Below are 19,477 nucleotides of genomic sequence, written 5' to 3'. Positions count from 1 at the left end.
TCTCAATGTCCATTGAACGTGCACGTTCGTGCATGTGTCGCGTACGTGTGCTGAATGCGGTGCGTCTGTCGCTGCAACGGATGAACTGCGGCACACGAATTGCGCGTCTGACGCACTTTTATTTTTCTACGGCGCCTCACGGAGACGCTTGATAGGGACTATCCCGCACTCGATTCGGGTAGGATCGAGTGCGTGCGCGAGTCGTAGTTCGCGTCTGTCGAATCTACCAATGACCGATGATTGTTGAATACTTCGCGCGCCTATCGGGCTGGGACCAACTGGTGTATCTGTGGGAGTTGATCGTGCTGGTCTGCAAGTTCCTGTGGAATCTGCTGCGCTTGCTAGGCGGCGGCTGAAGCGCGATGCAGTGCATTGTCATGCAATAGTAGATGAATCACGGTAACGTAAGCTGAAACCGATTGCACTGCCCGCAGTGACCTCATGAAACGATCTTCTTCCGCGGCTCGCCAATCACATGACACACGATTCCACTCAGCGTTTCACTGACCGTGTGACCGACTACGTGAAGTATCGGCCCGGCTATCCGCGCGACGTTGTCAGGTTCCTGCACGATACATGTGGGCTTGCAGAAGGCGCGCACGTTGCCGACATCGGCGCGGGTACGGGCATCTCGGCTCAGCTCTTTCTCGAGGCAGGGCATTCCGTCGTTGCCGTGGAGCCGAATCAGGCGATGCGCGCGGCCGCCGATGCATGGCTCTCGCACTACGCCGGCTACGCGAGCGTCGCGGGCACGGCCGAAGCAACGACATTGGGAACAGCCAGTGTCGATCTCGTGATCGCCGCGCAGGCCTTTCACTGGTTCGATCCCGTCGCGGCGCGCAAGGAGTTCGCGCGCATTCTGAAGCCACGCGGTCTGGTCGCCTTGTTGTGGAACAGCCGGCTGCTCGAAGGCTCTGCGTTTCTCGCGGGTTATGAAGCGCTGCTGCGCCGCTTCAGCGAAGACTATCAGTCGGTCGCTGAACGCTATGCCGACGACGAATCGATGGCCGAATGGTTCGGCGACGGCTTGAGTCACAACGCTCGTTTCCCGAATGCACAGCGGCTCGACTTCGAAGGATTGAAAGGGCGTTTGATGTCGTCGTCGTATGCACCGAAGGCGGGGCATCCGAATCACGAACCGATGCTCGCGGCGTTGCGCGAACTGTTCGACCGTACCGAGCAGGATGGCACGGTGGAATTCGTCTACGAGACGCGCGTCTATGCCGGATCTGCACAGAGATAACGCTAGACCTGCAACGGACCGCTGCTAGTCGCGGACTTCGCGAAGAACATCCGCAGGTCGTGCAAAACGCGTTGCGGTGCTTCTTCCATCGGAATATGTCCGAGTCGCTCGTACATGATCGAGTGTGCACCCGGTATGCGGTGCGTGAACTCCGCTGCATGCGCTGGCGGAATCCAGCTGTCCTTTGCGCCCCATAGCACGAGAGGTTGTACTGCGTCGGTTCAACTGCTTTCCATGCACACTCCTAGCGCGAAAAAATGTACTCGGCTGCGCGCGCGCGTCGCGTGAGCCGGCGGAAGCTGAACGTGAAGCCAGGCCAGATCGCCGTGACCTTGCCGCTCTTCGTCTGGTAGTAGCTGTGGCAGCCGCTCGTCCATACCGATCGCCGCATGTTGCGTTGCAGACGTGCATTGAACGTACGTTGCACTTCCGGGCGCAGATTCATCGTGCGTGCGCCACGTCGGCGCAGCTCGCGCAAGCAGTCGGCAATGTAGTTCATCTGCGACTCGATCATGTAGATCATCGAGTTGTGGCCAAGGGCGGTGTTCGGCCCCGCCATCATGAAAAAATTCGGGAAGTCAGCGATGCTCGTGCCGAGGTACGCTTCGGGGCCGTCGCTCAGCCACAGTGCACCGAGGTCGGCGCCGCCGATGCCCGTCACATCGAAAGGCGCGCCCGCGTCGTTCACCTGGAATCCCGTGCCGCAAATGATCGCGTCGACGGCATGATGCGTACCGTCCGACATCACGATGCCGTCGCGCACGATCGCGCGGATCGGCGCGGTCACGACTTCGACGTTCGGCTTGCCGAGCGCCGGATAGTAGTCGCTCGACAGCAGCACGCGTTTGCATCCCAGCCGGTAGTTGGGCGTGAGCTTGACGCGCAGTGCAGGATCTTTCACGCGCCGCTCGAGGTAAGCACGCGCGAATTTCATCGCGGGTTCGGTGAGCTTTGGGTTGACGAAGAACGCGATGCCGCGCGACTCCATCTGCCAGTAGATCGCGCTGCGCACGCACCGCTGCGTAAAGGGCAGATGCCTGAAGAACCAGCGCGCGCGTTCGCTGACCGGCTTGTCCGACTTCGGCAGAACCCACGGCGCGGTGCGCTGGAACAGAAGCAGTTTCTCGACGCGCGGCTGGATTTGCGGCACGAACTGGATTGCACTTGCGCCGGTGCCGACTACGGCGACGCGTTTGCCTTCGAGTGCATAGTCATGATCCCAGCGTGCCGAATGAAATATCTTGCCGCTGAACGTATCGAGTCCGTCGATTCCCGGCATCGCGGGACGCGACAACGGGCCGCTCGCCGCGATCACGATATCTGCCTCGACCGACTCATGCACGCCATTGCATTCGATATCGAGTCGCCACACGAGTTGCGTTTCGTCGAAGCGCGCTGCTGTCACACGTGCGTCGAAGCGCATTGCACTATTGATTCCGTACTTGACTGCACAATGCTTCAGGTACGCGAGTATTTCGTGCTGGTGACTGAATGCGCGTGACCACGACGGGTTTGCTTCGAACGAGAACGAATACAGATGGGACGGCACATCGCAGGCGGCGCCCGGATACGTGTTGTCGCGCCAGGTGCCGCCCAGATCGCACGCCGCCTCGTAGATCGTGAACGACGTATAGCCCAGGCGCTTCAGACGGATCGCCATGCCGATGCCCGCAAAGCCGCTTCCGACAATCGCGATGCGCAATTCTGCCCGACGGGATGAGGGCATACGTGCAGTGCTCCAATGAGTCCGCGGAGTCAGCAAAGCTCCGACAGTGAATGAGAGGGAAGAAGAATTGTCTATGTCCGTCTGTGACGGTTAAAGCGCAGGGTAGACAACTGTACACGGCCAGTCAAGATCGTTGTAAAGTGCTGACTCCGGGATCACGGCGCCCGTCGTCCTCAACGCATTCGAACAAGAAGCTCATGCAATCGACAACGGAACTGGAACTCGCACCGGGCAAGCGCAAGCTGATCGAGGCAGCGTTGCGACTGACGGCGGGCGGCCGCAGCTTCGCGACGCTCGGCTTGCGTGAACTCGCGCGCGAAGCGGGCCTCAATCCCAACACGTTTTATCGGCACTTCGATACGCTCGACGATCTCGCATGCGAGGCCGTCGGATGGGTCAGCCGTCGTTTGCGTCCGATGTTGCGGCGTGAGCGCTGGCTGGCTGCGCACGACGAGCCGCACAGTGTGCCGCGTCGCGCATCTGCGGCGTTCTTCGCGTTCGCGCTCGAAAACCGCGAGGCGTTTCTGAGCGCGCTGGCCGAATATCACGGCACGTCGGCCGCGTTGCGCGAGGCGGTGAGGGTGAACCTGCACGAGGTATCGGCGGAGATGGCCGATGACGTCGTGCAGTTAAATCTGATTCCCGCGCTGTCGCGCGAAATGGTCGAGGAAATCTGCACGCAGATCGTGCTGCAGCTTTTCCATCTGTCGCATGAGTACATCGGAAACGCCGCGCAGCGTGAGGCGCTGATCGACTACGCGGAGCGTTTCATCGTCAGGCTGTTTGCGGGCGCCATCGTTCTCGCGCGGCACGACGCGCAGGGATCGATGTGATTGCAATGAAAAAGGGCTCCGGGAGGAGCCCTTTGCACTTTCAGGTGGTTCGTCGAACGGCTTGCGCCGATAGCGAAGCAAGTCCGTATCAGGTGTCGTTCCAGCCTCCCGAATCGTCGCTGCCCATGTCGACGCCGCCGTCGCCGCCGCCATCGCTCCAGTCGTTGGAGCCCTGTCCGAAGTCGACGGAGCCGGCATCGTTGCCGGCGCGCTTGCGTGCTTCGTCGTCGACGATCACATCGCGCTCTATCACGCGGTCACGCCCGGAACTCATCGCTTCGCCGAGCAGCACGCCCGTCAGCAGACCGCCCATGCCGCCGCCGAAACCGCCGCCTTGCTGCACGACGACGGGCGGCTGTTGCTGCGGCGGATACGGGTAGGGCGCTTGCGGAGGATAACCCGGCGGATACCCCTGTTGCTGGCCGCGCCCGAATGCCTCGTTCGCTTCGCGCGCATACGGGGACTCGCCCGCGCCCGGCGATGCCGCGGGCGCCGCGTTCGGATCGGGCCGGCCTTCGGCGCGCGCCTTCAGGCTCGCCACCTGCCGTTCGAGATCTTCCACCTGATACGGCGGCACGGGGTTCTTGCTGTTCGACAGCGCTTCGACCAGTTCACGCAGTTGCGTCTCCATGCCTTCGACTTCGCGTTCGAGCGCTTCGTGTCCGGGCGCCGTCGACAGCTTCACGTCCAGCTTCAGCGAGCGCACGTCGTTGAGCAGATCGGTGACGCGCTTGAGCTGCACGCGCCGATCGTCGTTGGCCCGCGTATCTTCCTGTGAGCGCGCGCGGCGCAACGTCCAGCGCAGAATCAGCGCGATCGCGGCGAGCAGCACGGCGATGCCGATCCACATGCCCATCGACGGGCCATGGCGTTGCGGCGCCTGCTCGAGCGCGGACGGCGAGACGGGCGCGGCTTGCTGCTGCGCGAACGGATTGGCAGTGCGATGCGCGCCGTTGCCCGCGAGGCTGCCCGCGGTGCCGCCGCTGACGCGCGCGGCGTCGGCGCGCAGGCGCGCTTCCGTTTGCGCGAAACGGGCGGGATCGGTGAAGCGGACCTGCGGGTCGAGCGTCTTCGCCTGCTGAAGCTGCGCGAGCGCGTCGGCCGAGCGGCCTTCGCGATCGAGCACCTGCGCGTACAGATAGTGCGCGCGGGCGTTGTTCGGATGCGCCTTCAGCACTTCGTTCAACTGCGAATCCGCTTGCTGCCAGTTGCCTTGTTGAATCGACGTTTCGATCTGCGTCGCCGTCGGCAGCGCGAAAGCGGCGCCCGATACGAGCGTCAGCGAAACACAGGCTGCTGCGAGGAATTTTTTCATGATGCGGGCCGGGCGGATTGACGCCCGTCTCCATGACTATCGAGTTGCCGTACCGCGCGGGCCAATGCGCTCATCGGACGCCGCGCGGCACATCGCCTGCAATGCCGTTACTGCGCAGGCGTGTCCAACTGCTTCTTCAGCGCTGCGAGGCGGTCTTCGACAGACGGACCGCGATTCAGATCCGCGAGCTTGTCGTCGAGCGCCTTGCCGCTTTTCTCGTCGGCGGAATTCAGGCGCGCGTCCGAGCGTGCGTTCGACAGCGACACCTTGTCTTCCAGCTTCTGGAAGTCTTCAGCAAGATTCTTGCCGCCGATGCCGCCCAGCGCCGTCGCCGCCGTGTCCTTGGCCTGCGCGATCTGCTGCTTCGCCTGCAGGATGTTCGAGCGCGCGTTCAGATCGTTGCGGCGCTCGCGCATGTCGTCGATCTGCTTCTTCAGTTGCTCGACCGAGGGCTCTAGCGTCGCGAGTTCCTTCGCGAGTGCGTCGCGCTCCGCTTCGGCCGTCGCCTGGGCGCCGAGCGCCTCGCGCGCGAGTGCTTCGTCGCCGGCTTGCAGCGCGCGCCTTGCGCCGTCCTCGTACTTCTTCGCCTTGTCGGCGGCGACGTCGCGCTTGCTCTGCTGCGTGGCGACCTGCGCCTGGATCTCGATCAGCGAGTTCTCCGCTTTCGCGATGCTATCGTCGAGTTCGCGCACGATCTGGCGCGCATCACGCGACGGGTCCTGCACGGAATCGGCTGCGTCGTTCAAGAGACCTTTGACCGTTCGCGTGATGCTGTCAAAAAGCGACATGAATACCTCCATTGGATGAAATCGACGCTGAATACCCGGCGCGCTGCATGGGGTGCGTAATCACGTCGACAGCACGTAGTTTACGCCGCCATGCGCGAGACTGCGGATCATGCTGCATGCCATCGCAGTTCGCGTTCATGCGCATGCTCACGGTGACGTCGGGGCGCGTGCACGGATTGCAATAGCGCCGGGAAAATTTAACCTTGACGCAGCGCCATGTCCGACGCTTCGAACCGGTCCGAAGATCGACGCGATGGGTATTCAACAGCTCGCGGATATTACACCACGCGTACCCTTAAAACCGTCTTAAAGCGCGATTTCGTGCACGTTTCAGCGGGCCGTTCGCAGTGTCTTGCAACGTGCGTAGTGAGCGCAATCGAAGAACGAATGAATGCGCGGATTTGTCGAAATACAGATGAAGGAATTCTTTCGGATCGCCGACGATGCGTGGTCCTGCTCGCACGCCACATAGGCAAGTATCGACACGCGACGCTCACGCGAAGCGGCCGTTGCCTTCGGTGGGATCGATGTTGGGTTCGTCCTCTTCATGCTCGCGTTGTCGCTTGCTGGCGGCGCTGCGTTTCGACGATAGCAGTGTGGCAGTCCGGGATGGCGTACGCGTGTCGCTTCCCGTTGCCGGTGCCTCGTTCTTATCGTGGGCAATGGCGGCGGCTTTCGCGGCCGCCACGCGCGCGGCAACCTGCGCGGCGTTGTCGTCATCCGCGCTTTCGAGCGTGCCGACGGGCGCGAGCACGGCAGCGGAATCGGCGGGACGCGAGAGATCGATCGGCGCGAGCGTCTCGCGCGGCTTGCGGGATGCGGCGAACGCGGCATCGTTTCCCGGCGATGCGGCCGGCTCATGCGCGGCGGAAGACTCGGCGGAGGCATCGGCGCGCGCCCCGGCCGACGACGCAGCAGACGACGCGGCGCGAGGCTTGAGCGCCGCCTGCCGCATGCGATTGCTCGAGCGCGCGACGCGTTGCAGCGCTTCGTTCAGCGCGTCCGGTTCGCGCGGCGCGCGCAGCCGGTCGACGATGCTCGCCGCCTTGACCTGCTCGCTGGTCGCGCCGAAGCTCAGCACCGCGCGGCGCATCAGCTCGCTGACGCTGATGCCGAGGTTGTCCGCCGTCGCGGAGATGGCGCGTTTCTGGGCGGGCGTCACGAAGACGACGATGCGTTCGCTGGGCTTGTTCATAGATCGGCTCGCGTTCTTTGTTGGTGTCGAACTGCGGAGGAATCCGGGCAGGGTGCGAGGCCTGCTTGGCGCGCGTCGAACCATCATAAGACTAAACCGTGGCGCGCGGTGGCGTGCCGCTGCAAATCGGGCGGCTTGCAAAATGGCTGTCACATCAACGGGTTGCCCGAGTTGCAGGGATATTGTCCACAGGGCTTTGCACAATTTCTGTTGATAACCGCACAAGCACGCAACGGCGGGGCTCGCGCAGCGTTTTTGCACTTCAGGGCACGATCATGAGGGAATTCTTACAAAAAAATCACGATCCACGCGGCTTGATTTCTTTAAAATGCGCTGTTACGTTGCGCCAGAACCTGTCTGGGCGTGCCGTGCGACCGGCCGGGACGGGGTAAACATACGGCGTCGCGCGGTGGCAGTCGCCAGGGCGGAAACGAGCGTCGCGCGCAGTATCATTGCAGGGCCGCCGGCAGCGCCGCACGCGGTGGCGCCGCGAATCTGCGCGAATGTCGCCGCATCGGCGGATGGCCGTCGCTCCGGTGCGCAACGGTTCCGCTGCCGCCCGTTCGGGCGCGCGACGGACGCCACGACCACGATTCGAGCGCACCGCGCGTGCATAGCCGGCGTGTAGGAAAGCGCCAATCATTCCAGTCATGCCAATCATCAAACGACCGCATTCTTCCCACCCTGGCCGCGAGCCATCTTTCGGCAACAACGACAACCCGAGCCGCGACTATCGCCACGTTCAGCGCGAAGAAGACGACAGCGACGACCGCGGCCGACGCGGTGGCCGCTCGTTCTTCGGCACGATCGCGCTGTGGTTCGTCGGGCTGTTCGCGACGCTGGCGGTGGTCGGCGCGCTGATCGTCGGCTACGCGCTCGTCGTGATGGGGCCGCAGCTTCCGTCGCTCGACGCGCTGACCGATTACCGGCCCAAGGTGCCGCTGCGCATCTATACGGCGGATCACGTGCTGATCGGCGAGTTCGGCGAAGAGCGGCGCAGTCTCGTGCGCTTCCAGGACATCCCCGACGTGCAGAAGAAAGCCGTGCTCGCGATCGAAGACTATCGCTTCTACGAGCATGGCGGCGTCGACTTCATCGGCATCCTGCGCGCGGGCTTCGCGGACATCATGCACGGCGGCTCGTCGCAGGGCGCGAGCACGATCACGATGCAGGTCGCGCGCAACTTCTTCCTGTCGAGCGAGAAAACGTACACGCGAAAGATCTATGAAATGCTGCTCGCGTACAAGATCGAGCGCGCGCTGACGAAGGACCAGATTCTCGAGCTGTACATGAACCAGATCTATCTGGGCGAGCGCGCGTACGGCTTTGCGGCCGCTGCGCGCGTGTACTTCGGCAAGGATCTAAAGGACATCTCGCTCGCCGAGGCAGCGATGCTCGCGGGCCTGCCGAAGGCGCCGTCGGCGTACAACCCGGTCGTCAATCCGAAGCGCGCGAAGATCCGCCAGGAGTACATCCTGAAGCGGATGCTCGATCTGCGCTACATCACGCCGGAACAGTACGACCAGGCCGTCAAGCAGGAGATCCACACGAAGACGGCGGGCAACGAGTACAGCGTGCACGCCGAGTACATCGCTGAAATGGTGCGCCAGATGATGTACGCGCAGTACAAGGACGAAACCTATACGCGCGGGCTCAGCGTCACGACGACGATCGATTCCGCCGATCAGGAAGCCGCCTACCACGCGGTGCGCAAGGGCGTGATGGATTACGAGCGCCGTCACGGCTATCGCGGTCCGGAAGGCTTCGTCGAGTTGCCGGCAGCCGGCGACGAGCGCGACGAGGCGATCGAAGACGCGCTCAACGATCATCCCGACAACGGCGAGATCGTGGCCGCCGTCGTCACGTCGGCGACGCCGAAGGAAGTGAAGGTGCAACTGCTCGACGGCACGCAGGTGAGCATCAAGGGCGACGGGCTGCGCTTTGCGGCGGCTTCCCTGTCCCCGCGCGCGGCGCAGGCGCAGCGCATGCGTCCGGGCTCGATCATCCGCCTGATCGCGGATGCGGACGGCAACTGGCAGATCACGCAGTTGCCGCAAGTGGAGGGCGCACTCGTGTCGATGACGCCGCAGGACGGCGCGATCCGTGCGCTCGTCGGCGGCTTCGACTTCAACAAGAACAAGTTCAATCACATCACGCAGGCGTGGCGCCAGCCGGGTTCGAGCTTCAAGCCGTTCATCTATTCGGCGGCGCTCGACAAGGGACTCGGACCGGCGACGATCATCAACGATGCGCCGCTGTACTTCCCGCCGAGCGCGCCGGGCGGCGACGCATGGGAGCCGAAGGACGACGATCAGCCCGACGGTCCGATGCCGATGCGTGTCGCGCTTCAGAAGTCGAAGAACCTCGTGTCGATCCGCATCCTGTCGTATATCGGCACGAAGTACGCGCAGGACTATGTGACGCAGCGCTTCGGCTTCGACGCCGACAAGACGCCGCCGTATCTGCCGATGGCGCTCGGCGCGGGGCTCGTCACGCCGCTACAGTCGGCGGGCGCGTATAGCGTGTTCGCGAACGGCGGTTACCGGATCAATCCGTATCTGATCGGCGAAGTCGACGATGCGCACGGCCAGCCGATCTCGCGCGCGCAGCCGCTGACGGCGGGCCGCGACGCGCCGCGTACGCTCGACCCGCGCAACGCGTACATCATGAACAGCCTGCTGCACTCGGTCGCGACAGGGGGCACGGGCGCGGGGACGAACGTGCTGCACCGTAGCGATCTGCAGGGCAAGACGGGTACGACGAACGATGCGAAGGACGGCTGGTTCGCCGGTTATCAGCAATCGCTCGTGGCCGTCGCGTGGATGGGCTACGACCAGCCGAAGTCGCTCGGCAGCCGCGAATTCGGCGCGCAGCTGGCGCTGCCGATCTGGGTCGACTACATGCAGCGCGCGCTGCGCGGCGTGCCGCAGGCCGAGCCGGAAATGCCCACGGGCGTGACGAGCGTCGATGGCGAGCTGTTCTATGCGGACATGACGCCGGGCAACGGCTTTATCGCGAGCATCGGCATGGATTCGGCGAATCCGCTGGCAAGCGGCGGCGATGCCGTTGGCACCGTGGGTCCGGCGGGCATGACGCCGCCTGCGCCGCCGCCTCCGAGCGTCACGTCGTCGGAGAAGAAGCAGATCATGGATCTGTTCGAGTCGAACAAGCCTTGACCGCTTGAGCCTGAATAGAAGACGCGCCCGTGGTGAAAATCACGGGCGCGTTTTTTTTGTGCGTGCGTCAGCCGGGGATTAAGGTGCGCGCTCAACGGGTTAGCACGATTGTCCAGGTGTTATCAACAAGCCTGTGCACGGAATCTGTTGATAACAAACGCGTGCGCACCGTTGAGCGCTTTTCGGGCACGCGCTGCGCAATCTGCATCGCGGGACAAAACCGCTGCCGCCTCAATGTCTTATCCCGCTTGTCCCGGCGTTCTCAACAAGATCATCCCCAGAAACTGGGGATAACCTCATGAGTTTCAGTCACTGCGCAGCCGTCGCGGCGCCCGTCGATGCCGACGCCGCATGCGCATCGTCGACGGGGGGATTGCCCATCGCCTGAAAGAGCGCGGCCGTGTCGTTCAATCGCGCGCCTGTGTAGCGAATCTCGTCGAGCCGCGCATTGCGATACTGCTGCTCGCTTGCTCTCGCTGCCGTCACGGGCACGGCGCCCAGACGATAGCGCGCCGACGTCTCGTCGAACGAACGCTGCGCCGTTTGCGCCGCGATATTGGACGCATCGAGAGACTGCGTGTCGTGCTCGAGCGCGGCGAGCGTATCGGCGACGTTCTGGAACGCGGCGAGCACGGTTTGCTTGTATTGCGACACCGAGGCTTCGTACGATGCGACGGCCGCGCGCCGTTGCGCGAACAATGCGCCGCCGCGGAAGATCGGCTGCGTCAGCGATGCGCCGAGGCTCCAGATCGCTCCCGCGCCCGACACTGCGACGGGCCAACTGAACCCGCCTTGTCCCATCGACGCGTTCAACGTCAGGCTCGGAAACATCTGCGCCGTCGCAACGCCGACTTCGGCGGCGGCTGCCTTCAGCGTCGCGTCGGCGGCCTCGATGTCGGGACGCGCCTGGAGCAGATCGGAGGGCACGGACACGGGCACCTGTTCCGGCACATGCAGCAGCGCGAGATCGAGCGGCGGCGGCGCCTGGTCCGGCGTGCGGCCGAGCAGCACCGCGAGCGCGTGACGCGTCGTCAGCAACTGCTGGCGCGCGGCGGGCAGGCTCGCAGCAAGCGACGCCGCGCTTTGCTGAGCATTGAGCAGATCGCTGTGCGGCACCGCGCCGAGTTCGTAGCGGCGCTGCGTGTCGCGCGCCTGGTCATTCGCGAGCGCGACGAGGCGCTCGGTCGTCTGCACCTGCGCATCGAGCATCGCCGCCGAAATCGCCGCCGTCACAATGTTCGCGGCCAGCGCGCGCCGCGCCGCGTCGAACTGATACGCCTGCACGTTCACGCGCGATGCGAGCGCCGCATTCGCAAGCCGCGCCGCACCGAAGATGTCGAACGTGTACTGCGCCTGCAACTGGCCGACGAACACGTTGTACAGAAACGTGTTCGGCCCGGCTTGGGGAATCCCGAGCGCGCGTTGCCGCGTGACCTGGCCGCCCGCGTCGATGCTCGGCAGCATGTTGCTGCCGATCTGCGCGCGCAACTGCTCGCGCGCGGCCGTCAGGTTCTTGTCGGCGGCGGCGAGCGTCGGGCTGTTGCGCAAGCCTTCGTCGACGAGCGCATTCAGGTCGTCCGACTGGAACGTGCGCCACCATTGCGGCACCGCTTTCGCTCCGACGACGAACTGCTGCGTGACGCCTTGCGCGGGCACCGTTTGGGTCGGCAGCGGATCGGCGCCGTAGTGCGCGGGCTCGGGCATTGCAGGAGGATTCCCGTTCGGGCCGAACGAGCACGCGGCGGCGAGCAGGGAAGCCGCGGCCAGAGAGATGGAGCTACGGGTCATCGAAGGGAGGCTCATGATCAATTCCCCGAATGTTCGGACGGCTCGGGCCGCGGATCGCGTTCGTCGTCGCGCACGCGGAACCACGCGGCGTACAGCGCGGGCAGATAGAACAGCGTGAGCACCGTCGCGCTCGTGATGCCGCCCATCAGCGCCGTCGCCATCGGGCCGAAGAAGTTCGAGCGCAACAGCGGGATCAGCGCGAGCACGGCGGCCGCCGCCGTTAGCGTGATCGGGCGGAAGCGCCGCACCGTCGCGCCGACGATCGCATCGAAACGCTTGTGTCCCTGCGCGATGTCCTGCTCGATCTGATCGACAAGAATCACCGAGTTGCGCATGATGATGCCGAACATCGCGATCACGCCGAGCATCGCGACAAAGCCGAACGGCTTGCCGAACAGCAGCAGCGTCGCGACCACGCCGATCAGGCCGAGCGGCGCCGTCAGCACGACCATCAGCACGCGCGCGAAGCTCTGCAGCTGGATCATCAGCAGCGTCAGCACCGCGATGATCATGATGGGCATCTGCGCGTTGATCGACGTTTGTCCCTTCGCGCTTTCCTCGACCGATCCGCCGATCTCGATCCGGTAGCCGACGGGCAGCGCCGCGCGAATCTGCGCGAGCTGTTTGTCGACGGCATGCGTGACGTCGATGCCTTGCGCGTTGCCGCGCACATCCGACTGCACGGTGATCGTCGGTTGACGGTCGCGTTCCCAGATCACGCCGTATTCGAGATCGCTGCGCAGCCGGCCGAGCGTGCCGAGCGGCACCGAGCCGTTGGGCGTCGGCATCGCGAGCGTCAGCAGTTGCGACGGGTCGACGCGTTCGTTCTTCGGCGCGCGCAGATCGACGCTGATCAGCTTGTCGCGCTCGCGGTACTGCGTGACGGTGTAGCCCGAGAGCGTCATCGCGAGAAAGCTCGATACGTCCGCCGACGTGATGCCCAGTTCGCGCACCTTCTTCTGGTCGACGTCGAAGCGCACCGAGCGCTCGGCCGGTTCGTCCCAGTCGAACTGCACGTTTGCCGTGCCGGAATTGGCTCGCATCGTCGCGGCTACCTTCTCGGCGATCGAGCGCACCGTCGCGATATCGTCGCCGCTCACGCGGAACTGCACGGGATAGCCGACGGGCGGGCCGTTCTCGAGGCGCGACAGGCGCGTGCGGATCGCGGGGAAGTCGTTGCGCAGTTTCGGTTCGAGCCAGCGCGCGAGCTTCTCGCGATCCTCGACGGTCTTTGCGGTGATCACGAACTGCGCGAAGTTCGGCGTCTGCAACTGCTGGTCAAGCGGCAGATAGAAGCGCGGCGCGCCCGAGCCGACGAAGTCCACCGAGTGATCGATTTCGGGCCTGCCTTCCAGGGCTTTTTCGATCCGCTGCGCCTGGCGCAACGTCGCGTCGAACGATGCGCCTTCGGGCAGGCGCACATCGACGAGCAGCTCCGGCCGGTCCGAACTCGGAAAGAACTGCTGCGGCACGAGCGTGAAGCCCGCCAGCGACACGACGAACAGAATGACCGTGATCGCGAGCACGACGAAGCGCCGCTCGATGCACCAGCTGATCCAGCCCGTCAGGCGCCGATAGAAGCGCGTTCCGTAGATGTCGTGCTCGTGATCGTCGGGCTCGTGCGCCTGACGCTTGCGCTCGGGCAGCATGTGATAGCCGAGCATCGGAATCAGCACGACGGCGGCGAGCCACGATGCGATCAGCGCAATCGCCGACACTTCGAAAATCGACCGCGTATATTCGCCCGTGCTCGACTTCGCGAGCGCGATCGGCAGAAAGCCAGACACGGTGACGAGCGTGCCCGTCAGCATCGGAAACGCCGTGCTCGTGTACGCGAACGCCGCGGCGCGCGTGCGGTTCCAGCCCTGTTCGAGCTTCACGGCCATCATCTCGACGGCGATGATCGCATCGTCGACGAGCAGGCCGAGTGCCAGCACGAGCGTGCCCAGCGAAACCTTGTGCAAGCCGATATCGAACAGGTACATGCACAGCGCGGTGACGGCGAGCACGACGGGAATCGAGATCACGACGACCATCCCCGTGCGCACGCCCAACGACACGAGGCTCACGATCAGGACGATCAGCACCGCCTCGGCGACGGCTTCGAGAAAATCGTCGACGGAGCGCGAGACCGCGTGCGGCATGCTCGACACTTCGACGAGCTTCAGTCCCGCGGGCAGATGCGCCTGCAGCTCCGTCATCTTCGCGTCGAGCGCCTTGCCGAGCTGGATCACGTCGCCGCCCGGCTGCATCGTCACGCCTATGCCGAGCACCGGCTTGCCCTGGAAGCGCATCTGCGTGACGGGCGGATCGTCGTAGCCGCGCCTGATCGTCGCGATATCGCCGAGCCGGAACGAGCGGCCGTTGATGCGGATCAGCGTGTCGGCAAGCGCGTTCAGATCGTTGAATTGCCCCGTCGGCCGCACGAAGACGCGGTCGTCGTGGGTCGTCAGCGTGCCGGACGGCGACACGCTGTTCTGCGAGTTGATCGCCTGCGCGAGCTGTTGCGGCGTGATGCCGAGGCGCGTGAGCTGCGTGTTCGCGATTTCGACGTAGATGTGCTGATCGGGATCGCCGAAATAGTCGACCTTGGCGACGCCCGGCACGCGCAACAGCACGGTGCGCAGCTCGTCCGCATAGTCGTGCAGTTGCGCCGCCGAGAAGCCATCGCCTTCGAGCGTGTAGATGTTCGTGTAGACGTCGCCGAATTCGTCGTTGAAGAACGGGCCCTGAATGCCTGGCGGCAATGTCTGCGCGATGTCGCCGACCTTCTTGCGCACCTGATACCAGGTCTGCGGCACATCCTTGACGGGCGCGGAGTCCTTCATCGTGAAGAAGATCAGCGATTCGCCGGGGCGCGAATAGCTGCGCAGAAAGTCGATCGCGGGTGTTTCCTGCAGCTTGCGGCCGATGCGGTCAGTGACCTGTTCCTGGACCTGGCGCGCGGTCGCGCCCGGCCAGAAGGTGCGGATCACCATCACGCGGAACGTGAACGGCGGGTCTTCCGATTGCGCGAGCTTCGTATAGGCGAGGATGCCGAACGCCGTCGCGAGCGTGATCAGAAAGACGACGAGCGCCTGGTGGCGCAGCGCCCATGCGGACAGGTTGAAGCGTCCTTCCTCATTCTGCGCTGTGCTCATGACGCGAAATCCTCGGGGTGCAGCGGCGGCACGACGCGGACTTTTTCTCCCGCCGTCACCGTATGCACGCCTTGCCACACGACACGCTCGCCCTCGTTCAGGCCTTGCGTGACCGCGATGGTCCGCTCGGTGTAATGCGCGACCTGCACGCGACGCAGTTCGAGCTGATCGCTGCCTGCGCGCACGACCCATACGGCGGGCGTCGTGCCGTCATGAAAGAGCGCGGTGGAGGGCAGCGTGAACGACGCGGGCTGGCTGCTGGCGTGGTCGCGGGCGAAGTCGATGTCGGCCGTCATGCCGAGACGCACGTCCGGGCCCGGATGATCGAGCGTGAGCTTCGCGCGATACGTGCGGCTCTGCGGATCGGCGGCAGGCGACAGTTCGCGCACACGCGCATTGAACGTGCGGCCGGGCAGCGCGCCCAGCTTGACGGTCGCCGCCTGTCCGACACGCAGCGACGCGAGCGCGCCTTCGGGCACGTCGCAGACCACGTCGACGTCGCCGGACCATGCGAGGCTGTACACGGCCTGTCCCGCCGATACGTTCTGCCCCGTGTCCGCCTGTTCGGCTGTGATGACGCCCGCGTGATCGGCGGCGAGCGTCGCGTATTGCAACTGGTCCTTCGCGAGCGCGGCCTGCTGCGCGGCCTGATCGCGCTGCGCGGCCGCCGACGCATACGCGTCTTCCGTCTGTTCCAGTTGCGTCTGCGCGATCAGGTTCTCATGCGCCTGCGCGCGGTCGCGGTCGAGCTGCTGCTTTGCATAGACGAGCCGGTGCTGCGCGGCTTCGAGTTGCGCGGCGGCGCTCGCGGCGTTCTTCTGCGCATCGGCGGGATCGAGCCGCGCGACGACCTGGCCGTTCTGCACGACGTCGCCAAGGCGCACGCGGCGCTCGATGATCTTGCCGGCGATACGGAACGACAGCGGCGTCGAATAGCGCGCCTGCACTTCACCGGGTAGCGACGCCGCAAGCGGCAGTCCGTCCGCATGCACGACGACGGCCACCACGGGCCGCGGCGCGGGCGCGGCGGCTTCCTTGTTGTGGCACGCAGCGAGCGTCAGCGCGCCCGCGATGACGAGCGCACCGATCTTCATACGGCGAGGCAATGGCAAAGACAGGGAAGATGAACTGAGGCGGAGCGGCTTACGCGCGCGAGACGACGCGCCACGACGGGAACGATTCACGATGCCTCCGGGCTGGAGAAGCAAACGAATACGGCAAGCCAGAGGCTACCGACGACGTGCTGCTGAATGTGCTGCAAAGCGGCCTGCGAGCGCTGCAATGCAACTCGCATCGCGGCCCGTTATTTCACCCATTGATTCGGATGGTGCAGTGAATTTTAATACACACCTGTATCTGAATGCAAAACCGAATCTCGGGACGGATCGATGCTAGACTGTTAAATATGAAACGCAAACGACTCACGCGAGAGCAGAGCAAAGACCAGACGCGCCTGCGTCTGCTGGATGCCGCGCAGGCCATTTTCATGAAGAAGGGGTTTGCGGCGGCGAGCGTCGAAGACATCGCCGAGGCCGCAGGCTACACGCGGGGCGCTTTCTATTCGAACTTCCGCAGCAAGCCCGAACTCTTTCTGGAACTGCTGCGGCGCGACCATGAGTCGATGCAGGCGGAACTGCATGGCATCTTCGAAGAGAATGCGACGCGCGAGGAAATGGAAGCGAACGTGCTGCGCTACTACAGCCGTCTGCCGCGCGACAACAAGTGCTTCCTGCTATGGGTCGAAGCGAAGCTGCTCGCTGCGCGCGATGCGCGTTTTCGTGTGCGCTACAACGCGTTCCAGCACGAGAAGGTCGAGCAGTTGACCGAATACATCAACGAGTTTTCGGTGCGCGTCGGCACGCCGCTGCCGCTGTCCGCGGAAACGCTGGCGCTCGGGCTGATGGGCCTGTGCGACGGCATGCAGTTTTTCTTTACCATCGATCCACAGAACGTCTCGGTCGAGCGAACGGAAGAGGTGCTGGGCAACTTCTTTGCGCGTGTCGTGTTCGGCAGGACGATGGGGTAGGGCGCGGCGGGCAGGGCGCGGCGGGTCAGGCGCGGCCATTGATGCGCGGCCGCTGGAGCGCGGCCGGGTGCGCCGCGCTTTATCGTGCACAGTGCAACGCACTCAGATCCACACGTCGTTGGCGGCCGTCCGGTCGCTGGTCTCGTCGCCCGTGTTCTTCACGCCGCGCGGTTCGATCAGCAGCAGCTTCACTTCTTTTTCCGCGTAGGGCTTGTGCTCCTTGCCCTTCGGCACGACGAACATTTCTCCCGCAGACAGGTGCACGGCGCCGTCACGAAAGTCGATCCGCAGATCGCCTTCCAGCACGATGAATGTTTCATCCGTCTCCGGGTGGTCGTGCCAGATGAAATCGCCTTCGATCTTGACGATCTTGAACTGGTAGTCGTTCATTTCGGCGACGACGCGCGGCCGCCACTGCTCGTGGATGCGGCTGAGTTTGTCGGCGAAATTGATGGGCACGAATCGGGTTGGCTGATCGGTAGCGGGCATGGCGTCTCCTTCGTTGAAGTCCACGCGACGGAGTGTAGGTGGGCGCTCTCACGGGCGTCTTGAACGTTTGTGCACGGCCGGAGTGCTGGCCCCCGCGCAGAACCCGTTTTCAGCGGGACTGGCTCCTGAGCATCTTCAGCCAGCGCGACGGCGTCACGCCGTAGGCCGCCATGAAATGCCGCGTCATATGACTCTGGTCCGCGAAACCTGCGGCGGCCGCCGCGTCCGCGAGGGTGGCCGCGCAGCAGCGCTTCTCGCACGGCGTCGAGGCGGCGCATCGTCAGATAGCGATGCGGGCTCGTGCCGAAGAACGCGCGGAAATCGCGCGACAGACTCCAGCGGTCCCGGCCGCTTGCGGAAGCCAGTTCGTCGAGTGTGACGGCGCGCTCGAGCGCCGTGTGCAGGTAGTCGCGCGCGAGCAGCGCCGCGCGGAAATCGGCGGAGGCGCGCAGCGGCCGCGCGCCCGACACGGCATCGAGCGCATGCGCGAGATCGTAGAGGGCGTCGTCCTGTTCGAGCGGGTCCATCGCGGCGTCGATGCCTTGCAGCAGCGCCTGCGTCGCGGCGGCAAGACGCGGATCGTCCGACAGCCCGCCTTCGATGAACGGCAGCGGCTTGCCACCGAGCGCCGCCTGAAATAGGGCTGGCTCGACGTAGATCATCCGGTAGCGGAAACCTTCGTCGGTGCCGGCCTGGCCGTCGTGAGGCTCGTCGGGGTGCAGCACGATCGTGCCGCCCGGCAGGCTGTTGCGCTCGCTGCGCCGGTAGTGAAAGCTTTGCACGCCCGCGAGCGTGCGGCCGATCGCATAGGTATCGTGCCGATGCAGCGCGTAGCCGTTGTGCTGAAAGAAGGCCTCGATGCGCTCGACGCCGCCCTGCGCGGGCGCGCGGCGAATCCAGTCGCGCTTGCCGTGAGCATCCGGCGCAGGCTGTTGCTCGGCCGGCCGCGACCATGGCTGAATCGCGGACGCCTTGTGCGCGCCTCGCCCGTGCCGCATCTTCAGTCCGTCAGATGCCAAGACCGGGGCCGAAATTGCTGCCGATCAGCTTCGTCACGGCGTCGATATCCGCGTAGTCCTGCTCGGGCAGGCCGTCGAGCATCGCGAGCACTTCGTTGCTTGCGCCCGCTTCGCGCGCGGCGTCGACGAGCGCGTCCTTGTTCAGCGGATAGCTGACACCGTGCAGAACGTCGGCGATCTGCAGGTCGATCGATTCGCGGGGGATGGCTGATGCCGTCATGCTCGCGCTCCATTGTTCTCAAAGTTGTCGACACGAACGGGACGATCCGTCGATCCCGTACGCACGGTCACGTCTGCAGATGCTCGTCCTGCGCCTTGAAGCCGCGCTCCAGATGCCGCGATTTCGGCAGCGCGATATGTTCCCATCGCTCCGGCCGGATATCGGTCTGGGCCGCGACGTCCGGCGCGGCGGGCGCGACGGGGGCGGCATTGGCGCGGGCGGCGGCTATGTCGAACGTGCCGTCCGTCGCCGTATGCACCGGCGCGGCGAAACACGAGGCCGACAACGTCACCATGGTCAACAGCGTCGAGGTTTTCATCGCTCGACCTCCTTTTCCAGGCAGCGCAGGAACATCACGCAAGCGTTATGCCATTCCGATGGCGACGGATTGGCGCCCGCCTGGCGCGGCTGCCGTCTGCAAGCGCCGCGCATTTTTCCCATATTACGCCAGTTATTTTTACAAGCGCTGATGACGCGTCACGGCAGCGCGCCAGTCGCGGGCCTGGCATTGATTTTTTG

The 19,477-nt window shown here is 64.5% G+C and carries 14 protein-coding genes and 2 pseudogenes; 4 read left to right on the top strand and 12 right to left on the bottom strand.

Annotation, left to right across the window (positions count from 1 at the left end; all coding sequences use genetic code 11):
• The first annotated feature begins 475 nt into the window (after window positions 1-475).
• Entirely contained in the window at window positions 476-1,243 is a 768-nt protein-coding gene (locus BN2476_RS16880; RefSeq protein WP_087735315.1) for a class I SAM-dependent methyltransferase, read from the top strand.
• Between the two features lie 2 nt (window positions 1,244-1,245).
• On the opposite strand, the pseudogene BN2476_RS48245 reads toward BN2476_RS16880, so the two are convergent.
• Window positions 1,246-1,455, bottom strand: a pseudogene (locus BN2476_RS48245) (alpha/beta fold hydrolase); the annotation flags it as partial.
• 32 nt (window positions 1,456-1,487) lie between these two features.
• Window positions 1,488-2,969, bottom strand: a complete 1,482-nt coding sequence (locus tag BN2476_RS16870) for a flavin-containing monooxygenase (protein WP_087735314.1) — start codon at window positions 2,967-2,969, stop codon at window positions 1,488-1,490.
• 197 nt (window positions 2,970-3,166) lie between these two features.
• Between BN2476_RS16870 and BN2476_RS16865 the strand changes: the two genes are divergently transcribed.
• On the top strand, window positions 3,167-3,802 hold the full coding sequence (locus BN2476_RS16865; protein ID WP_087735313.1) for a TetR family transcriptional regulator: 636 nt from the start codon (window positions 3,167-3,169) through the stop codon (window positions 3,800-3,802).
• 88 nt (window positions 3,803-3,890) lie between these two features.
• Here the strand turns inward: BN2476_RS16865 and BN2476_RS16860 are convergent, their stop codons facing one another.
• The 3 genes from BN2476_RS16860 to BN2476_RS16850 all read right to left on the bottom strand — a co-directional run bounded on the left by BN2476_RS16860 (window position 3,891) and on the right by BN2476_RS16850 (window position 7,100).
• Window positions 3,891-5,117: a tetratricopeptide repeat protein gene (locus BN2476_RS16860; protein WP_087735312.1), complete on the bottom strand. Its 1,227-nt coding sequence runs from the start codon at window positions 5,115-5,117 to the stop codon at window positions 3,891-3,893.
• 107 nt (window positions 5,118-5,224) lie between these two features.
• Window positions 5,225-5,905, bottom strand: a complete 681-nt coding sequence (locus tag BN2476_RS16855) for a PspA/IM30 family protein (protein ID WP_087735516.1) — start codon at window positions 5,903-5,905, stop codon at window positions 5,225-5,227.
• Between the two features lie 493 nt (window positions 5,906-6,398).
• Entirely contained in the window at window positions 6,399-7,100 is a 702-nt protein-coding gene (locus BN2476_RS16850; protein WP_087735311.1) for a plasmid mobilization protein, read from the bottom strand.
• 650 nt (window positions 7,101-7,750) lie between these two features.
• On the opposite strand from BN2476_RS16850, the gene BN2476_RS16845 reads away from it, so the two are divergent.
• Window positions 7,751-10,276, top strand: coding sequence for a penicillin-binding protein 1A (locus tag BN2476_RS16845; RefSeq protein ID WP_087735310.1), 2,526 nt, complete (start codon window positions 7,751-7,753; stop codon window positions 10,274-10,276).
• A 309-nt stretch (window positions 10,277-10,585) separates the two neighbouring features.
• On the opposite strand, the gene BN2476_RS16840 is transcribed toward BN2476_RS16845, so the two are convergent.
• The 3 genes from BN2476_RS16840 to BN2476_RS16830 are packed head-to-tail and all read right to left on the bottom strand — an operon-like array spanning window position 10,586 to window position 16,298.
• On the bottom strand, window positions 10,586-12,079 hold the full coding sequence (locus BN2476_RS16840) for an efflux transporter outer membrane subunit (RefSeq protein ID WP_087735309.1): 1,494 nt from the start codon (window positions 12,077-12,079) through the stop codon (window positions 10,586-10,588).
• A 2-nt stretch (window positions 12,080-12,081) separates the two neighbouring features.
• Window positions 12,082-15,204 (bottom strand): efflux RND transporter permease subunit, encoded by a 3,123-nt coding sequence (locus BN2476_RS16835; RefSeq protein ID WP_087735308.1) that lies wholly within the window; start codon window positions 15,202-15,204, stop codon window positions 12,082-12,084.
• Window positions 15,201-16,298, bottom strand: coding sequence for an efflux RND transporter periplasmic adaptor subunit (locus BN2476_RS16830; RefSeq protein ID WP_087735307.1), 1,098 nt, complete (start codon window positions 16,296-16,298; stop codon window positions 15,201-15,203). The genes BN2476_RS16835 and BN2476_RS16830 overlap by 4 nt, the downstream gene beginning before the upstream one ends.
• 311 nt (window positions 16,299-16,609) lie before the next feature.
• Between BN2476_RS16830 and BN2476_RS16825 the strand changes: the two genes are divergently transcribed.
• Window positions 16,610-17,230 (top strand): TetR/AcrR family transcriptional regulator, encoded by a 621-nt coding sequence (locus tag BN2476_RS16825; protein ID WP_087735306.1) that lies wholly within the window; start codon window positions 16,610-16,612, stop codon window positions 17,228-17,230.
• Window positions 17,231-17,332: 102 nt separating this feature from the next.
• Here the strand turns inward: BN2476_RS16825 and BN2476_RS16820 are convergent, their stop codons facing one another.
• The 4 genes and pseudogenes from BN2476_RS16820 to BN2476_RS16805 form a co-directional block, all read right to left on the bottom strand.
• Complete coding sequence (locus BN2476_RS16820; RefSeq protein WP_087735305.1) at window positions 17,333-17,719, bottom strand: cupin domain-containing protein; 387 nt, start codon at window positions 17,717-17,719, stop codon at window positions 17,333-17,335.
• A 109-nt stretch (window positions 17,720-17,828) separates the two neighbouring features.
• Window positions 17,829-18,717: pseudogene (locus tag BN2476_RS16815) on the bottom strand (AraC family transcriptional regulator).
• 10 nt (window positions 18,718-18,727) lie between these two features.
• Window positions 18,728-18,958: a DUF2795 domain-containing protein gene (locus BN2476_RS16810; RefSeq protein ID WP_087735304.1), complete on the bottom strand. Its 231-nt coding sequence runs from the start codon at window positions 18,956-18,958 to the stop codon at window positions 18,728-18,730.
• A 67-nt stretch (window positions 18,959-19,025) separates the two neighbouring features.
• The gene (locus tag BN2476_RS16805; protein ID WP_087735303.1) at window positions 19,026-19,277 is read right to left on the bottom strand and encodes a hypothetical protein; all 252 of its coding nucleotides are present in this window, start codon (window positions 19,275-19,277) and stop codon (window positions 19,026-19,028) included.
• Window positions 19,278-19,477 lie beyond the last annotated feature (200 nt).

Origin of the sequence: Paraburkholderia piptadeniae (genome assembly GCF_900007165.1) — a bacterium.
In the GTDB taxonomy this organism is placed as follows: domain Bacteria; phylum Pseudomonadota; class Gammaproteobacteria; order Burkholderiales; family Burkholderiaceae; genus Paraburkholderia; species Paraburkholderia piptadeniae.
Note: the sequence above shows the minus strand (reverse complement) of the source record. Positions and strands in the feature narration are given on the sequence as shown.

What these genes read in the sequence shown, in the direction of transcription:
- BN2476_RS16880 (WP_087735315.1), top strand. Translation starts at nt 476, where the DNA reads ATGACACACGATTCCACTCAGCGTTTCACTGACCGTGTGACCGACTAC.
- BN2476_RS16870 (WP_087735314.1), bottom strand. Translation starts at nt 2,969, where the DNA reads ATGCCCTCATCCCGTCGGGCAGAATTGCGCATCGCGATTGTCGGAAGC.
- BN2476_RS16865 (WP_087735313.1), top strand. Translation starts at nt 3,167, where the DNA reads ATGCAATCGACAACGGAACTGGAACTCGCACCGGGCAAGCGCAAGCTG.
- BN2476_RS16860 (WP_087735312.1), bottom strand. Translation starts at nt 5,117, where the DNA reads ATGAAAAAATTCCTCGCAGCAGCCTGTGTTTCGCTGACGCTCGTATCG.
- BN2476_RS16855 (WP_087735516.1), bottom strand. Translation starts at nt 5,905, where the DNA reads ATGTCGCTTTTTGACAGCATCACGCGAACGGTCAAAGGTCTCTTGAAC.
- BN2476_RS16850 (WP_087735311.1), bottom strand. Translation starts at nt 7,100, where the DNA reads ATGAACAAGCCCAGCGAACGCATCGTCGTCTTCGTGACGCCCGCCCAG.
- BN2476_RS16845 (WP_087735310.1), top strand. Translation starts at nt 7,751, where the DNA reads ATGCCAATCATCAAACGACCGCATTCTTCCCACCCTGGCCGCGAGCCA.
- BN2476_RS16840 (WP_087735309.1), bottom strand. Translation starts at nt 12,079, where the DNA reads ATGAGCCTCCCTTCGATGACCCGTAGCTCCATCTCTCTGGCCGCGGCT.
- BN2476_RS16835 (WP_087735308.1), bottom strand. Translation starts at nt 15,204, where the DNA reads ATGAGCACAGCGCAGAATGAGGAAGGACGCTTCAACCTGTCCGCATGG.
- BN2476_RS16830 (WP_087735307.1), bottom strand. Translation starts at nt 16,298, where the DNA reads ATGAAGATCGGTGCGCTCGTCATCGCGGGCGCGCTGACGCTCGCTGCG.
- BN2476_RS16825 (WP_087735306.1), top strand. Translation starts at nt 16,610, where the DNA reads ATGAAACGCAAACGACTCACGCGAGAGCAGAGCAAAGACCAGACGCGC.
- BN2476_RS16820 (WP_087735305.1), bottom strand. Translation starts at nt 17,719, where the DNA reads ATGCCCGCTACCGATCAGCCAACCCGATTCGTGCCCATCAATTTCGCC.
- BN2476_RS16810 (WP_087735304.1), bottom strand. Translation starts at nt 18,958, where the DNA reads ATGACGGCATCAGCCATCCCCCGCGAATCGATCGACCTGCAGATCGCC.
- BN2476_RS16805 (WP_087735303.1), bottom strand. Translation starts at nt 19,277, where the DNA reads ATGAAAACCTCGACGCTGTTGACCATGGTGACGTTGTCGGCCTCGTGT.